Annotated in this window: 14 protein-coding genes and 1 tRNA gene; 9 read left to right on the top strand and 6 right to left on the bottom strand. The window is 43.0% G+C overall.

The features are described from left to right. Positions 1-81: 81 nt before the first annotated feature. A complete protein-coding gene (locus ABD772_RS00080; protein WP_345100067.1) occupies positions 82-924 on the bottom strand; it encodes a winged helix family transcriptional regulator in 843 nt (280 codons plus the stop codon). A 165-nt stretch (positions 925-1,089) separates the two neighbouring features. Between ABD772_RS00080 and ABD772_RS00085 the strand changes: the two genes are divergently transcribed. Then, positions 1,090-1,671 (top strand): hypothetical protein, encoded by a 582-nt coding sequence (locus tag ABD772_RS00085; RefSeq protein ID WP_345100069.1) that lies wholly within the window; start codon positions 1,090-1,092, stop codon positions 1,669-1,671. A 277-nt stretch (positions 1,672-1,948) separates the two neighbouring features. On the opposite strand, the gene ABD772_RS00090 is transcribed toward ABD772_RS00085, so the two are convergent. Continuing rightward, complete coding sequence (locus tag ABD772_RS00090) at positions 1,949-2,149, bottom strand: hypothetical protein (protein WP_345100071.1); 201 nt, start codon at positions 2,147-2,149, stop codon at positions 1,949-1,951. 179 nt (positions 2,150-2,328) lie between these two features. On the opposite strand from ABD772_RS00090, the gene ABD772_RS00095 reads away from it, so the two are divergent. Continuing rightward, positions 2,329-3,342 (top strand): YncE family protein, encoded by a 1,014-nt coding sequence (locus ABD772_RS00095; protein WP_345100073.1) that lies wholly within the window; start codon positions 2,329-2,331, stop codon positions 3,340-3,342. 172 nt (positions 3,343-3,514) lie between these two features. Here ABD772_RS00095 and ABD772_RS00100 read toward each other — a convergent pair whose 3' ends face one another. Together ABD772_RS00100 and ABD772_RS00105 are read right to left on the bottom strand one after the other, a co-directional pair. Then, entirely contained in the window at positions 3,515-4,108 is a 594-nt protein-coding gene (locus ABD772_RS00100; RefSeq protein WP_345100075.1) for a dihydrofolate reductase family protein, read from the bottom strand. Positions 4,109-4,244: 136 nt separating this feature from the next. Then, complete coding sequence (locus ABD772_RS00105) at positions 4,245-5,438, bottom strand: PAS domain-containing sensor histidine kinase (protein ID WP_345100077.1); 1,194 nt, start codon at positions 5,436-5,438, stop codon at positions 4,245-4,247. Between the two features lie 224 nt (positions 5,439-5,662). Here ABD772_RS00105 and ABD772_RS00110 point away from each other — a divergent pair, with 224 nt between their 5' ends. After that, positions 5,663-6,355, top strand: a complete 693-nt coding sequence (locus ABD772_RS00110; RefSeq protein WP_345100079.1) for a cytochrome b/b6 domain-containing protein — start codon at positions 5,663-5,665, stop codon at positions 6,353-6,355. A 44-nt stretch (positions 6,356-6,399) separates the two neighbouring features. Here ABD772_RS00110 and ABD772_RS00115 read toward each other — a convergent pair whose 3' ends face one another. Then, a complete protein-coding gene (locus tag ABD772_RS00115) occupies positions 6,400-8,658 on the bottom strand; it encodes a GH92 family glycosyl hydrolase (protein WP_345100081.1) in 2,259 nt (752 codons plus the stop codon). 257 nt (positions 8,659-8,915) lie between these two features. Between ABD772_RS00115 and ABD772_RS00120 the strand changes: the two genes are divergently transcribed. The 6 genes from ABD772_RS00120 (at position 8,916) to ABD772_RS00145 (ending at position 15,054) form a co-directional block, all read left to right on the top strand. Continuing rightward, a complete protein-coding gene (locus ABD772_RS00120; protein ID WP_345100083.1) occupies positions 8,916-9,647 on the top strand; it encodes a DUF72 domain-containing protein in 732 nt (243 codons plus the stop codon). A gap of 90 nt (positions 9,648-9,737) precedes the next feature. Then, a tRNA-Gly gene (locus ABD772_RS00125) sits at positions 9,738-9,810 on the top strand. Between the two features lie 463 nt (positions 9,811-10,273). After that, positions 10,274-11,605 (top strand): zinc dependent phospholipase C family protein, encoded by a 1,332-nt coding sequence (locus ABD772_RS00130; RefSeq protein WP_345100086.1) that lies wholly within the window; start codon positions 10,274-10,276, stop codon positions 11,603-11,605. A gap of 15 nt (positions 11,606-11,620) precedes the next feature. Beyond that, complete coding sequence (locus ABD772_RS00135; RefSeq protein ID WP_345100088.1) at positions 11,621-12,313, top strand: phosphatase PAP2 family protein; 693 nt, start codon at positions 11,621-11,623, stop codon at positions 12,311-12,313. A 180-nt stretch (positions 12,314-12,493) separates the two neighbouring features. Next, positions 12,494-12,811, top strand: a complete 318-nt coding sequence (locus ABD772_RS00140) for a hypothetical protein (protein WP_345100090.1) — start codon at positions 12,494-12,496, stop codon at positions 12,809-12,811. Positions 12,812-12,867: 56 nt separating this feature from the next. Further along, positions 12,868-15,054 carry a TonB-dependent receptor gene (locus ABD772_RS00145; protein WP_345100092.1) on the top strand — a complete coding sequence of 729 codons (2,187 nt, stop codon included), beginning with the start codon at positions 12,868-12,870 and terminating at the stop codon, positions 15,052-15,054. Between the two features lie 170 nt (positions 15,055-15,224). Here the strand turns inward: ABD772_RS00145 and ABD772_RS00150 are convergent, their stop codons facing one another. Next, complete coding sequence (locus tag ABD772_RS00150; protein WP_345100094.1) at positions 15,225-15,980, bottom strand: SDR family oxidoreductase; 756 nt, start codon at positions 15,978-15,980, stop codon at positions 15,225-15,227. Positions 15,981-15,984 lie beyond the last annotated feature (4 nt).

A 15,984-nucleotide genomic window follows, 5' to 3' on the forward strand; every position in this document is an offset into this window, starting at 1 on the left:
CGGGCTTTGTTGTATAAAGGCATGGCGAAGTTCTTCTGAAATCAAGGTCGGCAACATCTACCCCTATCTAAAAAAGTTCACTTATGCCTGGTGGCTAATTTCAAGCTTGTATCCTTTTCCGCGTATAACAACGATGTTGATGTTGGGATCAAATTCCATTTTTTTTCTAAGTTTTGATATAAACATATCCAAACTACGCCCCACAATAATACCTTCATCCTCCCATATCTCCTTTTGTAGCCGGCTTCGCGCTATAACCTCATTAGGAGACAACGCAAAGATGAGCAGCAAACGGGTTTCAGTTCCGGTCAAGTCTATCGTCTTTCCATTGATCATGAGTTTACGATTCTTCGCATCGAATAAAACTGAACCGAAATTGACTATACCCGTATTCTGACCATCAGGTAAGACCCGACACGGCTTAACGTATCTCAAAATGACAAAACCAACAAATGCTAAAAAGGGCAAACCGCCTAACAGAAATTCTTCCTTAACTGTATTTGTGCTCGTCGGTTTAAATTTAACGTTGATTACGTAATGTGCTCTGGGTTGCTTTCTTCCTATACAAGCTACAATATCATCTTTTTTATTTTTGGATATAGCATATCCATAAGCTACGCCGGGCTTCCCACTATTCAGAACTGTGACCACATAATCTCCTGCGAGCGGGTCATTAGCCAACAGATGCCGTGTAGTATTTACCAGCGAATCTGCTTGAAAAGTAAGCGCATTCTCAAAACCGATCTGGTACTCATTTTCAGCGATCTTTTTTACCGGAAGCACCCTTGATGTACTGTCGCCCGACTGTAAAAGTAGTTCATGCCCGATTTTGCGGAGCAGAATCTCCCTTCTAGCAATCGCAAAGTCGTCACTATCAGTCATGCTGAAAGCTGCGCAGATAGCAGAAATAAACAAAATCAGCATGAATCCAAAAAGGTACTTGCCTTTCCCGGACAGAAGGTTTTGGCTATCCAACATAACGTCAAGATTTTATTTACAAAGTTTACAATTTTATTTACAATCCTGATGCCTCAGGCTGAAATATATCCAAGTAATTTCGCTTAATAAACTTTAAAAGGAGATAAAACCATGTTATTTATTAAACCTACAAAAATTATTTATGTGCTAATCTTACCGCTGATTGTGGTAAGCGGATTAGTATTTGCAAATCGCGAAATCAAAAATGAAACTTCTAAGAAGTCATCCCCAAAGCCTCTCTCCGCTGCTGAAAGGAAAGCTGCATTGAAAAAATGGGAGGCCAGCCCTGATGGTATAAATTACAAAAAATGGGAAGCTTCTCCCGCAGGTAAAAAAGTGTATGCCGGTGCTGCTAAAATAAGGAAGCATATTAAGGATTATACTAATATGGAGGGAGTTGTAACCTCTCTTTCTCTTCCTCCGGGCTCACGATTAGGTTTTGGAGTGATGGTCAGGATTAATGATGATGATTATATTCTTGCCTTTGGGCCGGAAAAGTCTGACACGTTTTTTTTGAACTTTAACAATGAATTTCAGCAATTGCATAGCCTGAAGGTTAACGACAAAATAATTATAAGAAGCCATAACGTATCGTACGCGCCCAAGTATTTATATCCAATCGTATCTGGCGACTATATAGAACGCGACAGTAAAATAATTTACAAACGTGCCCCTCGCAAAGGCGGTTGCTAAGTAATAAATTATGAAATACCCACACGTATATGCTTTGTTCCTGTGCTTATTTTTTACACTTCCTGTAGGCAAAGCCAAAACAGAAAGAACAAAAATTATTATCGACCAAAATTAAAGACATAAAGCCCGACATGAAAATATCGGGTTTGTTGTTTTCCTTACCGCAGGAGTTTGTCGGATAGGCCACACGCTCCCCGTTTCTATACCCTTCTTCTCCCAACAACAAAGCGACAGGCCTAAACCTGTCGCTTCGTTAATAATGTGTCAATGCCGCTAGTTATGGCTTAACCACTGTTGCCGGCTTTTCTACTTTCTTTTTCACTTTATAACCACTATAGTGTTTGTGCTTACTAAATGTATTGTGCACTTTCTGACCAATGGTTGAAGTGTGTTTTACTTTAACTTTTTCTGCTGTTTGTGCAAGGGTTGTTAAGCTGACAAAGCTGACCAGCGTTAACACGGCAATTAATTTTTTCATAGAGTGCTAGATTTTTTTTATAAACTACTGATTATCAATATCAGCTCAATTTCAACCAAGCATAAGTTATGCCAAATTTTGCAGTACATAAAAATATACCGGCAACATAGACCATTGCGCCAATAGCTACAGTTTTTCTACAGATTGTTGATTCATATTGTATTAAAAATTAAACATTGATGAAAAAAAACCTATTTAAAATCGCCATTCTTATAGCAACAATAGCTACGTCGTTTCCGGCTATCGCGCAGCAAAAAACAGGTTTTCATGTATTAAAAGATCTGCCGATTGGCAGCTCGGGCGGGTGGGATTATATTTTGGTTGACGGTGCTAATAAGCGCATTTACACCTCGCACGGAAACCAGGTGAATGTGCTTTCAACTGTAAACGGCGACTCCATTGGTTACATTCCGAAAACAATGGGCGTACACGGCATTGCCCTTGTAAATTCTTTAGACAAAGGGTATGTTAGCAACGGCAGGGCCAATAGCGTATCTGTTTTTGATATAAAAACCTTGAAGGTTTTGGCAGAAATACCGGTGGGTACTAACCCCGACGCCATTTTTTATGATGATTTTTCGAAAAAGATAATTACCTGCAATGGCCGTAGTAAAGATGCTACAATAGTTGATCCAGTCGCCGATAAAGTTGTGGCAACGGTACCACTGGGTGACAAACCTGAAACAGCAGTGTCTGACGGGAAAGGCAAAGTATTTGTTAACGGCGAAGGTACCAGTACAGTAATTGTATTTGATGCTACCAGTTATAAAGAAATAACACGTTACAAGATTGACGGCGGCGAATCGCCTAGCGGCTTGGCTATAGACCGTACAACCAACCGGTTATTTATTGGCTGTGGAGACAGCAAGACTATGGTGATTATGGACGCAGCAGATGGCAAAACCATTGCCAAATTTCCAATCGGAGGGACGGATGGTGTCGTATTTGATCCCGGATTAAAAATTGCCTACGCATCAAATGGCGAAGGCACTATAAGCGCCATAAGAGAGTTGAATGCCAATAAATTTGAGTTTGTTGAAAATATCACTACAGAACCCAGCGCACGGACCATCGGCATTGATCTGACAACGCATAAATTATACCTGCCGGCTGCTAAAACAGAACCCAACCCCGCCGGTGGAAGACCCAAACAAATACCCGGAACCTTTCATGTTATTGAGGTGGGTAAATGAGGTATTGGTTTTAATAACTGTACAAAAGCCCCTATAAACATAATAACCCAAACAGGAAGCCGCCGGGGTTACATCAGTAACCGCTGGCCTCCTGTTATTCTTTCTGTCGCCTGTAAAATACTACGTATCCTTAGCTCCTGTCTGCTACTATATATTTCTATACTTTCGTTTCTTAAGCCTCCGTCCGCAGTGCTCCAACAAATCGATAAGTATTGACGAGCGCTCCGGTGGGCAGTGTCTTGGTGCTGACGAACGCAAGTTCGCGCGGGTCAACACTGTCTGAAAAGAAGCGTTTGCCCCGGCCCAGCAACACCGGATAAACTATCAGTACAACCTCGTCAACCAGTCCCTGGTCGAGCAATACAGACGTCAGCGTTGAGCTTCCCCAAACAATCAGGTCAGGGCCATCTGTTGACCTCAAGTCCCGAATCCCGGCTATGACATCTGCGCCCAGATTGCCTACCGGCCCCCATTCCAGGTCGTCAGGCTGATGGGTTGCCACGTATTTTGTCGCAGCATTCAGACTGTTCGCTATCGGCGTATTCCCTGCCTTTGGCCAATAGCCGGTCCAAAGATCGTAAGTACGGCGGCCAAGCAGCAGATCAAAGTTATCACCCTGTGCCTCAACAACGGCCTCACGTCCTTCCGGGCTTCGATACTGTGCCATCCATCCCCCATGTGTGAAGTCCTGGCTGTATTCGTTCTGTTCGCCGGGCGAAATTACGCCGTCCAGCGAAATATGTTCCAAAATCTTAATTTTTCTCATGTCGTTTGTTTTTTAGTTTAATGATACTACAAAACTAAAATGAGCAGAATACCTGCACAAGGGGTAATCATGACAAAACAAGGTGTATTTGTGTCATCAGGATTCATCCGAAGCTGGTTTTAAACCAAATCTACAACTATCGGTACATGCTGACGGGCGATGTTGGTGGGTTGGTGGCTAATGGTAAACTAAAATGAAAAGTACTGCCCTTGCCTGGTGTACTATCTGCCCATATTTCGCCGCCGTGGCGTTTGATGATCTCGTAAGAAAGGTATAAGCCGATGCCAAATCCGGAAATATTTTTTGTGCCATTATTACTAACTCTGAAAAAACGTTCAAAAAGCCTCGGCATATCCTCTTCAGCAATGCCAATGCCGGGGTCAGAAAAGCTGATCTTCGCCAAGCCGTCCACTATAGCACAAACAACATCAATGGTTGAACCTATCGCCGAATACTTAACCGCATTACTGATAAGGTTATTGATTACCTGGCCTATCTTGTCCCTGTCAGCATTTACCCAGGTTTCCTTCACCTGGTCCACATTAAGTTGACATGTCTGAAAAGTAGCCTGCATATCCGCTTTGGCCTCGCCCAGCAATAGCGCCAGGTCGAAAGGCTGGCTGTCTATCTGAATCTTTCCGGATTCCAGTCGGGACAGGTTTAAAAAACCATTGATCATGCCCGCCATTTTAGCCAGCTGTTTCCCGGTACGCTCCATCATTCCCTGGGTTACCTCATCGCCGCGCTTGGCGGCACTCCGTTGGGAAACTTGTACATAGCTAATACTCGAGGTCAGCGGTGTTTTCAGTTCATGGCTTACCATATTAATAAAATCATTCTTGCGGCGCTCATCATCTTTTGCCTCGGTAATATCTTCCAATATGGTATAGCCCAACGTGCCGCTGTCGTCGGGGATCAGAATGGTGGTCACGTGGCACGACATCAACGAACCGTCTGCCTTAATCAGGCAGGTGTCGAAATTAAATGAAGGCCGGCTAAGCGCCCATAGTTCGTCTTGAAGCGTTAGCCATTGCTTCAAAACGTCCGGATGAGCAAATTCAGTCATCAGGTGCCCGATAAGCTGATCTTCGTTGTAACCGAGCATCGACAGCAAAGCACGGTTCACCTTAATGATCCGCAGGCTGCTGTCGATGATCTTATTGCCTAAAACGGATTCATCAAAAATGGTACGGAAACGTGTCTGGCTATGCTGATATTCGAGCTCTAACTGATCCTTATCGAGTTGGAGTGCCTTTGTATTGGCTATCTGTGCTTTTAAAAGGCGTACCTCTGCTTCTAAATCGTGAATTTTTTTATTACGCGCGCTCATTTTGATAAGGCTACCAGGTGCATAAACGCTATAAACAGAGGTTTGTTTATTAGAATTAGCAAAATTTTAAGGGGGAATTAAATTCAGTTAACAGTAATAAAAAGAATCCTATCTTTAAACTTATGAACCGGTTATTAGAATAATAGAGCAATAGAGTTAAGCCCTGTAGCATTAAATTTCGTTACACATCGGCATTATATTTGTGCTATAGCCACCTAAATTATATGAGCACAATTGAACCTATTCGACGGGACATTCAACATCCTGCACAAGTTAAAACTTATTCTTCGCCCCTTCGCCTGTGGCATTGGCTAAATACCCTGGTTATTAGTGGTTCGCTGATCACCGTATTGATCAATTCTACGCTTACTGATGACCATGCCACATCCTCTTTTATGAAAAGTCAATTTGTGCAGGCTGGGGCTAAAATTACTGATTTGCAAGCCCAAACCGTGGCACACGCTTTAAGCGACAGGACGTGGGCAGTACATATTTATTTTGGTTATGCACTGGCGGCTCTTTTATTATTCCGTATCCTGTTAGAGTTCTTTCAACTGGCTGATCAGAAATTTCTTGGCAAGTTAAAAAGCGCCTACCGGCAATTTGAGCTTACAAAAAAAAACCGCGAGGCTGCAAAGCATGAGCTTACAGTAAAAACGATTTATGGCGTCTTTTATCTGGTATTGACCATCATGGTTATCACCGGCTTATTCCTGGCTTTTGAAGACGCGCTGGCGGCATTCAAATCTATCAGACATACGGTTAAAAGTATCCACGGATTTTGCATGTATATCATACTGGCTTTTATTGCCGTGCATTTAGCCGGTGTATTTCTGGCCGAACGGAAAGAAGGGAAAGGAATTGTCTCTGATATGATAAATGGCGGAAACCAAAACAAAAAAGCGCCGGAGCGATGATTCCCGGCGCTTTTTGATATTTAAATTTGCTGTTGTTTAAACCACTATTTTGTATAAATATCAAGTTCTTTACCTTTACGCATGTCGTCATAATTAACGAACCACCCTTTAAGAGGTGCTCCCCCGATCGTAACTTTATTAATATTTTTCCCGCCTCCCTTTTTGATAATGGTAAATTTCTTGCCGTTGCCAAGCTGCATTTCAATTTTGTCGAAAATAGGCACTGATACTATGTATTGAGGGTCGGCGGGCGAGTAAGGGAATATACCCATTGCCGTAAATACATACCATCCTGTCAGCGAACCGTGGTCATCCATGCCAGCCAATGCAAGGTGTTCCGGCCCCATCCCGAAATAATCTGACATCAGTTTATTAAGAATAGCCTGTGACTTTTGCGGTTTGTTTACAAAATAATAGAGATAAGGATAGTTAAAGTCGGGCTGGTTACCCATACAGAACTGCCCCAGGAAGCATGACAGGTTATCCTTTGCATATCCACCCCATGGAATGGTAAAAAGCGAATCCAGCTTATTCTCAAAGTCTTTAGGGCTCTTGTACAAAGAGATAAGTCCCTTGGTGTCCTGTGGTACAAAGAATGAAGCCTGCCAGGCGTTTGCCTCGCGATACATAAATTCGTAGTAAGGATAAGCAGGGTCAAACGGTGCATACCATTTTCCATCTGCAAGACGCCCCCTCATCAACTCGGTCTGCGGATCGAATACATTTTTGTAGTTCTTGCTACGCTCCATCATGGTGTCGTACGTATCTTTATCGCCCAGTGCTTTAGCCATCAATGCTATCGAGTAATCTGAATAGGCAAATTCAAGCGTTTTTGTAGTTCCTGCAGTAGATACCGTTTCGGTAGTTGGGTGCGGAATATTTGCTTCAGGAATATAGCCTAGTTTAAGATAATCATCATTATGCGGCCTTGCGCCTCTCACACCATTACCTGTAGGAGTATTAGCGTTATTAAGCATCAGATGGTATGCTTTCCGGACATCGTAATCCTTTATGCCGCGCAGATAGGAACCGGCGATGTAAGATGAAGCGAAATCGCCATGGAACGAAGTAGGCAGAAACCCCGAACGCTCGCCATTTAGAATAAGCGATTTGATAATATTGTTGCTAACATCAGGCAGCAACATATCCACGACAACTAATTGCGTACGGAACACATCCCAGAAACCCGGACTTTGATAGGTGTCAAATCCCGGGATCGTATCTCTTGATGTACGTGTAGCCGGCGGGGCCTGAACTTCACCCGGAGCCCGTCTCCTTCTATCATAAAAAGCCACTTTGCCATCTACATCGCTGGTAATGCCGGGGTACCAGAACTGCCTGTAAAGGCATGAATAAAACATCTCTTTTTGCTTTGCTGTTCCGCCTGTAACCTTGACTTTGCTGAGAAGTTTTTCCCAACTCGCATCGGCATCCTTGTAAACCTGATCAAAAGTCTTGTTTGCTATTTCTGTGGTATAATTCAGCTTTGCACCTTCGGGGCTCACGCTTGAAATAGCGATTTTAATCTCCAGTGGTTTGTCAGATTGGTCGAAGCTGATTACCGGAACATCAATATTTCCGGTGAGTTTCCGCTGGCCTCCTGCACCCTGACCACTACGTGGAATGTCGGGCTGATTGGGGTTACGTTTGTAGGTGTCGATGCTTTTGATCTTAGCATTCATCACGGCATAGAAATAAAGATTCCCTTGTCTTCCTGAAACGATGTAATCACCGGCCTTATTGAGTTCCCAGGCGCTGCTCCCGCCGCCTGCATGTACGAGGTCGAATGCGAGTTTTTTATCCTGCCCACCTTTATAGGTAAATTTATAGTATGCGGTTCTCCTGGTTGCAGTAAGCTCTGCATTGATATTGTAGCGATTTAACAATACCCGGTAATAGCCCGGGTGTGCCGTTTCATTCGAATGGTTATAAGATGAAGCGAAATCATCGGCGGTGAACTTATCACCTTCGAGCGGCATAATGGGGATATTCTGTGCTTCCCAGTCGGTCCCGCTTGTCTGGGCGAAAGCTTTAATGGTATTCACTTCGTACTCATAACCGCTACCGCTGCCATAAGTAGTTATAGGTACTGCTTGTACCATGCCGAAAGGAACGCAGGCGGCTGGCCCCACAAGGCCATTCCAGGTGCGCCAGGGCGGATTATAGCCAAGTTCGGCAGAGTCAGTCAAGACCGTGGTTCCGATCAAAGGATTCACGTAACCGGTGAGGCGAATTTTGGTCTGTCCATAGCCCAAGGCGGGCAAGATGATTCCGGCCAAAATAAAACTTCTTATTTTTTTCATAATTATTTTATTAACTAAAATGTATGGTTTACAATTTTGTTATTTGGATATAATTATATCATACACCAAATACTTCGGCATATTAGTTTTTAGTTTTTAAAAAGTAAAGTAAAATAAACAGGATAACCAATATTTTACAATATACAGCCTTATTTGAGCATATGACGCGTGTGCCGAAATTACGCTTTGTTCTGAGCAATGAACCTTATCCGCCGATAATCCGGAACAAGTTACAACTATGATTGTTATGACTATAGATGAGCCATTATTATGCCGGCACAAGCAACCTGGTGCTGCCCGTTAAGAATAAAAGTTTTTTTCCGCCCGAATTTGCTGATGGGACAAGGCTAACTTACTATGCCTCTCTGTTCAACTCCATAGAAATAAACGCAAGTTTTTACCGCATGCCAATTTCACGGACCATTAGCAAATGGGAAACTGAAGTATCTGATGATTTTAGATTTTCATTTAAGCTGATCAAGGATGTTACGCATTGCGGCAAACAGCAATTCAATTTACAACCCATAGCTGAGTTTACAAGCCGGATTACTGCAAGCGGTAAGCGCGGTTGCCTGTTGATACAACTACCCCCTAAATTTGGACGGGACGATATGCAGTTAAGCACACTATTACAAATATTGAATGGGAGCGGCTGGCCTGTTGCTGTTGAATTTCGAAACTCCAGTTGGTACACCGATGACGTTTACCGTTTACTGTCGGATAACAATACCGCAATGGTATTGCATGATAAACATGGATCACAATCTCCAATGGAAACTACTTCAGATGATTTTACTTATCTGCGCTTTCATGGGCCGGAGAATGGCTATCGGGGCAGTTATACCGACGATTTTCTGTATGAATACGCCGGTTATATCAACGAGTGGCTAAGCGAAGGCAAAACCGTGTATGCCTACTTTAATAATACACTTGGCGCAGCGGTGCAAAATTTGCAAACATTAAACCAGTTTGTTTTGCAACAGTTTTGATGGCCATATCTAACTTAAATACCTAACGATAACCGAAATACACTTTTCTCTTGCAGAACATCCAAATCTCTCTATATTTGCAACCCCAACGCGAAAGTAGCTCAGTTGGTAGAGCACGACCTTGCCAAGGTCGGGGTCGCGAGTTCGAATCTCGTCTTTCGCTCAAAACCCTTTCTGAAAAGAAAGGGTTTTCTTTTTAAACCGGGTCAGCTTCGGGTCTCGGGTACTACGACATCATACATTTTATCGTACTACCAATCATCACCTAAATAATATAATTCTCAAAGCTAATTGAGCAAGATCTGCGCTCTGATAACAATATCCACATGCGCACTGAACCTCAAATACCATATTACATCTGTGAATCAGCAACCACTGTTCAATTAGTCGACCACAAACATTAGTGGTTTTGTTGATGTTACTGAGTAAGTGTGGAGGAAATGTTGAAGTAAGCCTGTTTTTTAAGAAGTAAGGTGACAGTTTTTACATCAAATAATGAATGTAATTGAAGAAAGATTTTATTTTGATCCGCAACCGGGGTTGATCGTATTGGCAGGAAATATAGCGGGAATATATGGCGACTATGAGGAACACACTACAATCATATAAATCTTGAATTCCTGAATATGAAAAATCTATCCGCTGCGTTAGCGCTTTTTGCGCTATTCTTTTTGACAACTCTGCCACAATATGCCAAAGCCTATTCTGTTTTTGCCCACGAGGCGGTTATAGATGCTTCATGGGAGAAAGCCATTGTTCCGTTATTAAAGCAAAAATATCCAGGTGCAAGTAAGGCCGATCTGGATTCTGCACGAGCATATGCCTATGGTGGTGCGCTCGTTGCCGATATGGGCTATTTTCCTTTTGGAAATCCGCATTTTACTAACTTACTGCATTATGTACGCAGTGGCGATTTTGTAGAAAACCTCATCAAACTGTCCTCAAATTTAAATGAATATGCGTTTTCAATTGGCGCATTGGCGCATTACTTAACCGATCGGTATGGCCATTCGCTTGCGACTAATGTGGCGGTGCCATTGCTGTATCCAAAAGATAAACAGAAATTTGGAAACGTGGTCACTTATGATGATGATCATACTTCTCACAAAAGAATGGAGTTTGCTTTCGATGTGTTGCAAATAGCGCGTGGAAATTATCTACCTCAATCGTATCATAATTTTATCGGATTCAATGTAGCCCGCCCTGTATTGGAAAGAGCTTATCTGATCACCTACGGCGAGGATATAAATAAAGTATTTGCAGATCTTTCATTAACTATAGCCTCGTTTCGCTGGTCAGTAAAAACTTTGCTACCTGCCTTAACCCGCACCGCGTGGATCATTAAGAAAAATGATATTCTGAAGTTGAATCCGAAAGCCACCCGCAGGTCTTTTAGTTTCAAATATAACCGCAAAGATTATATTAAAAAGTATGGCAATAAAAGAGAAAAGCCGAAGTTTGACGAATGGTTTTTCGCAGCGTTGATAGAGATTGCTCCCAAGATCGGACCTTTGAAGTCGTTAAAGTTTAAAGACCCCGGCGCTGAAGGTGAAAAGTTGTTTAACAAAGGCTTCGACGTGACAACGAGCCATTACGACATGTTATTACGTGAGTTACAACAAAAAGGCCACGTCGAACTGGCCAACATTGATTTTGATACCGGAAAGCCCACTGCTCGGGGCGAATACGGTTTAGCAGACCAAACTTTTAGTGAATTGGTCATACAGTTAAAAACCGATAGCTTCGCCTATTTAACCATTCCTTTAAAAGAAAAGATCCTCCATTTCTATGATTCGGCTGGTAAAGCTGCCAAATCCAATCATTCAAACAAAGACAAAATTGATTGGCCGCAAACTTATTTAGCGCTGGGGCAGTTACGCGATGCACATCCTGTACCTGTTGAATCTCTAAAGTTTCCGCCAAATTCGGCTTTGATCAGCAAACCCGAAAGCAAATAAAAACTACTATCTGTTATGAAAACAAGCAAGTCCATAAGGGTAATTAATGCGTTCGTTGCGCTACAACTCCTGGTAGCTGCACCCTTCGCCGGAAACCTATTTGGGCAAGTAAAAACCGAAGAACAACCAAAAACCCCCGCCCAAACAAAGAGCGTTACCCAAGTAAAGGTCCAGGCAGCGCAGGTGAATAACTTTGTTCAGCGATTTGATGATAAATATTTGATCGACCTGGCTTTAAAGCGTAATGATGACGAAACAAAACAAATGCTGTTTTTATCTAATTCGCTTGGGTATGTCGCCTATGGTGTACCTGCCGCGCTAATGGCCGGCGGCCTGGTACGGCATGATATGCAAATGCGCCAAAATGCTTTATACGTAGGCAGCAGCGCCGCCATAACGCTGGGCGTTACGCTATTAATGAAAACTATATTTAAACGACGCCGGCCATTTGTTCAAAATTTAAAAATCGTCGCAGTTTATAATGCCGGCAGTACCTCATTTCCTTCAGGGCATACCTCAACAAGCTTTTCGGTTGCAACCGCATTGTCAAGGGCGTATCCCAAATGGTACGTAATAGCCCCCTCCTATATATGGGCAAGTTCTGTAGGCTACTCGCGTATGTATCTGGGTGTACATTACCCCAGCGATGTTGTCGGCGGGGCCCTATTGGGCACTACAACTTCCTTGTTATTGCCGTTGCCAAAATAAATGCTATAACAGCGCGGGTTCGATTCCCGCTCTGGGTAATAAAAAAGTACGGTAGTACTCATATTACCGTACTTTTTACATAAATTATTGTACGGCGACGCCATCAAACAAATTTTCATTTGATTTTGACGTCAACAAACCTTCTTGTACACTTTTCATACAATTTCATACTTTTGCTATGTGAAGTTACTATGCCTGATATTATCTGTTTACGTTATCGTGCTTTCCACAAGGCCCTGTTGTTCAGATAATGAATGCCAGGGAAAAAAAGCTGCAAAAAAGGAACAAGCAGATAAATTCCCTGCTAAAGAAAAAGAATGCCCTGGGTGTTCTCCTTTTTTTACCTGCGGTTCTTGCGTTGGTTTTATTGTGTCCAAACCCTTTACTATTACATTACCTGTTATTGCTGAAAATCAAACCGAATATTACACTACCTATCAGCAACCTTATATCGAAATGTTTGCGCTTTCCATTTGGCTTCCCCCTAAAATAAGTTAATATGATTTTACAGCCTCAAGGCTGAATTTTTCTGTTTTAACTTAATCACCATTCTAATGAAAAAAATAACCGTGCTTATCATAGCACTGCTTTATACTGTTATAGCTTATTCTCAAAATACCTACAAGGCTATCATTAAAGATGCCAAAACAAACGAAACGTTGATTGGCGCGACTGCATCTATTCCGGGCACACCCGTAGGAGCGTCCTCTGATACCGCCGGATTTGTCACGCTTACCAAAATCCCTGATGGTAAGCAGGTCGTGCGGTTTAGTTACGTAGGCTATGCAACCCGACTGGATACAGTGACCTTTCCACTAACGCAAACCGGGCCTGTGCTGATCTTATTGCGATCAGCAGGTAAAGGCGAGGGCCAGGAACTGGAAGCCGTAGTGATCGGTGCCACCCGAAGCAGCCGCACGATTGCCAATATTCCCACCCGTGTCGAAGTGATCTCCGGTGAAGAACTGGATGAAAAAGGCAATATGAAACCCGGCGACATTCGCATGATGCTGGCCGAAAGCACCGGTATCCAAACGCAGCAAACTTCGGCGACCAGCGGTAATTCCAGTATCCGCATACAGGGACTGGATGGTAAATACACGCAGATCATCCGCGATGGTTTTCCGCTATATTCTGGGTTTTCAGGCGGTTTGGGTTTATTGCAAATTGCCCCGCTGGATTTAAAACAGGTAGAAGTCATTAAGGGCTCATCCTCAACGTTGTATGGCGGCGGTGCTATTGCGGGTTTAGTCAACCTCGTATCTAAAACACCAACCGATGAACGGCACCTGGACTTTTTACTAAATGGCAATTCAGCATTAGGGCTGGATGCCAGCGGTTTCTACTCGCAGAAGTTTGACAAAATTGGCGCAACGGTCTACGCTGCTTATAATCATAGTACTGCCTATGATCCATCCGATATTGGATTGTCAGCCATTCCGAGATATAACCGCTACACCTTAAATCCGAAACTATTCTTTTACCTGGACCATAAAACTACATTGATTGCCGGAATCAACGCTACAATAGAAAATCGTATCGGCGGAGATATGCAATACCTCAAAGGCAATGGCGATGCGCAGCATTCTTACTATGAATTAAACAAAACAGGACGTTACAGTTCACAAGCGGAGTTTGATCATAAATTGAATGACAAAGAAAAGCTAACAATTAAAAATAGCATCAGCTATTTTGACCGCAGTATCAATTTGCCAGGTTATCGCTTTTCAGGTGTACAGATTTCCACTTATAACGAAGCCAATTATGCTTATAATGGTAAAAAAACAGATTGGGTGGCGGGTCTGAACTATCTAACGGATAATTTTAAGGAAGATCAAAACAGCAGTTTCCCTTTACGCAGTTACAACTATAATACGATAGGTGCCTTTGTACAAAACACATGGAATGCCGCGGATAAATTAATTCTGGAATCCGGTTTAAGGGGTGACTACCACAATGAATATGGTTTTTTTGTATTGCCGCGCATTTCAGGCTTGTATAAAATCAATTCGCATTTCTCCACGCGTTTGGGTGGTGGTTTAGGCTATAAAGCCCCAACGGTATTTACAGAGGATGCGGAACGCATTGAGTTCAGGAACGTATTGCCGGTAGGTATGGCGAATACTAAAGCGGAGCGCTCTTATGGTGCCAATTATGATATTACTTACAAGGCAGGATTATTTAATGACCAGGTAAGTTTCAGCATTAACCAGCTTTTCTTTTATACCCGTATAAATAATCCTATAATTCTTACTCCATTAACCAATGGCGATCTACAGTACCTGCAACCGCAGGGCGACCTGAACACCAAAGGAATGGAAACCAATGTCAAATTGACTTATGGAAACTTCAGGCTGTTCCTGGGCTATACGCTGGCTGATGTAACACAGCATACAAATAACACCATTTCCACCTATCCTTTGGTTTCTAAAAACAGGTTGAATAATGTGCTGGTCTATGAGCTTGAGGATAGATTCAAGATCGGTGCGGAAGCCTATTATTTCAGCCCGCAGTTATTAAATGACGGAACGACTGGCCGGGGTTATTGGACAGCAGGACTTATGGCTGAAAAAATATGGGAGCGGTTTTCGCTGTTTATCAATTTTGAAAACTTAACGGATACCCGGCAAACCAAGTTTGATGCTATTTATACCGGCAGTATGACCAATCCTGACTTTAAGGACATTTATGCGCCTTTGGACGGTTTTGTCGTCAATGGCGGAATTAAGTTTAAATTGTAATCAAATAATGAACATATGGTTATCTAAAAATACAGCCACGACCACGGTATTGAGTAAGGTCGGTGGGACGGTTTGTCATATTTCTATTCACGAGGGCGATTATGTAAATTTCCCGTTATCGGTAATAAAGGCCTTTCGGATCCCGAAAGGCCTTTATATATCATGCTTTCTTATCGTTGGTTTTCAGGCACGGCTATCCAATCGCTATAATGGGTTTCGCCCAGCCAAACAGCAGCTTCGGGCACTATCGTATCGGCACTGATGGCTGCGCCTGAGTATAATGCTTTGGCATCGGCGCCTACTTCCAGGTTTTTATGTGTTGCCTGTATATATTCTTTGATCCAGTCGGCCATGTAATATTTTTGCGGGCCGCCTATTTCCAATATCTTATTGGCCGGTGCGGCTAAAGCAGTGCGGGCCATAAAAGAAGCTACGTCTTTACTGGCAATGGGCTGGATAGTAGCATCAGGCAACACAACCTTTCCATCGGCCATACTCATATAGACAATGCCGCCGGCAAATTCGAAGAATTGGGTTGCATGAACAATAGTATACGGAATACCGGATGCTTGGATCATGTCTTCCTGCACCTGTTTAGCTCTGAAATAGCCACTCTCCTGTAGTTTCTGTGTACCCACTACGGATAAAGCTATATGATGCTGCACACCTGCCGCCTTTTCTGCCGGTAACAGATTCTGGTTAGAGGTCTTAAAAAAATTCATCACGGGCTCATCGTCAAACGATGGCGAATTTGAAACATCCACCACAACCTGTGCGCCCTGCAGCGCCTCTTTTACGCCTTCGCCGGTCAGGGTGTTAACCCCTGTGTTGGGCGATGCCACTACTACTTCGTGTTCAGTTTGTTGCAACTGTTTTACCACCTGACTACCGATAAGGCCGGTACCGCCGATAACTACTATTTTCATATCT

The organism is Mucilaginibacter panaciglaebae (genome assembly GCF_039539265.1).
In the GTDB taxonomy this organism is placed as follows: Bacteria; Bacteroidota; Bacteroidia; order Sphingobacteriales; family Sphingobacteriaceae; genus Mucilaginibacter; species Mucilaginibacter panaciglaebae.

Excerpts from the sequence above, each read along its gene's own strand:
- ABD772_RS00080 (WP_345100067.1), bottom strand. The coding sequence starts at position 924 with ATGCTGATTTTGTTTATTTCTGCTATCTGCGCAGCTTTCAGCATGACT.
- ABD772_RS00085 (WP_345100069.1), top strand. The coding sequence starts at position 1,090 with ATGTTATTTATTAAACCTACAAAAATTATTTATGTGCTAATCTTACCG.
- ABD772_RS00090 (WP_345100071.1), bottom strand. The coding sequence starts at position 2,149 with ATGAAAAAATTAATTGCCGTGTTAACGCTGGTCAGCTTTGTCAGCTTA.
- ABD772_RS00095 (WP_345100073.1), top strand. The coding sequence starts at position 2,329 with ATGAAAAAAAACCTATTTAAAATCGCCATTCTTATAGCAACAATAGCT.
- ABD772_RS00100 (WP_345100075.1), bottom strand. The coding sequence starts at position 4,108 with ATGAGAAAAATTAAGATTTTGGAACATATTTCGCTGGACGGCGTAATT.
- ABD772_RS00105 (WP_345100077.1), bottom strand. The coding sequence starts at position 5,438 with ATGAGCGCGCGTAATAAAAAAATTCACGATTTAGAAGCAGAGGTACGC.
- ABD772_RS00110 (WP_345100079.1), top strand. The coding sequence starts at position 5,663 with ATGAGCACAATTGAACCTATTCGACGGGACATTCAACATCCTGCACAA.
- ABD772_RS00115 (WP_345100081.1), bottom strand. The coding sequence starts at position 8,658 with ATGAAAAAAATAAGAAGTTTTATTTTGGCCGGAATCATCTTGCCCGCC.
- ABD772_RS00120 (WP_345100083.1), top strand. The coding sequence starts at position 8,916 with ATGAGCCATTATTATGCCGGCACAAGCAACCTGGTGCTGCCCGTTAAG.
- ABD772_RS00130 (WP_345100086.1), top strand. The coding sequence starts at position 10,274 with ATGAAAAATCTATCCGCTGCGTTAGCGCTTTTTGCGCTATTCTTTTTG.
- ABD772_RS00135 (WP_345100088.1), top strand. The coding sequence starts at position 11,621 with ATGAAAACAAGCAAGTCCATAAGGGTAATTAATGCGTTCGTTGCGCTA.
- ABD772_RS00145 (WP_345100092.1), top strand. The coding sequence starts at position 12,868 with ATGAAAAAAATAACCGTGCTTATCATAGCACTGCTTTATACTGTTATA.
- ABD772_RS00150 (WP_345100094.1), bottom strand. The coding sequence starts at position 15,980 with ATGAAAATAGTAGTTATCGGCGGTACCGGCCTTATCGGTAGTCAGGTG.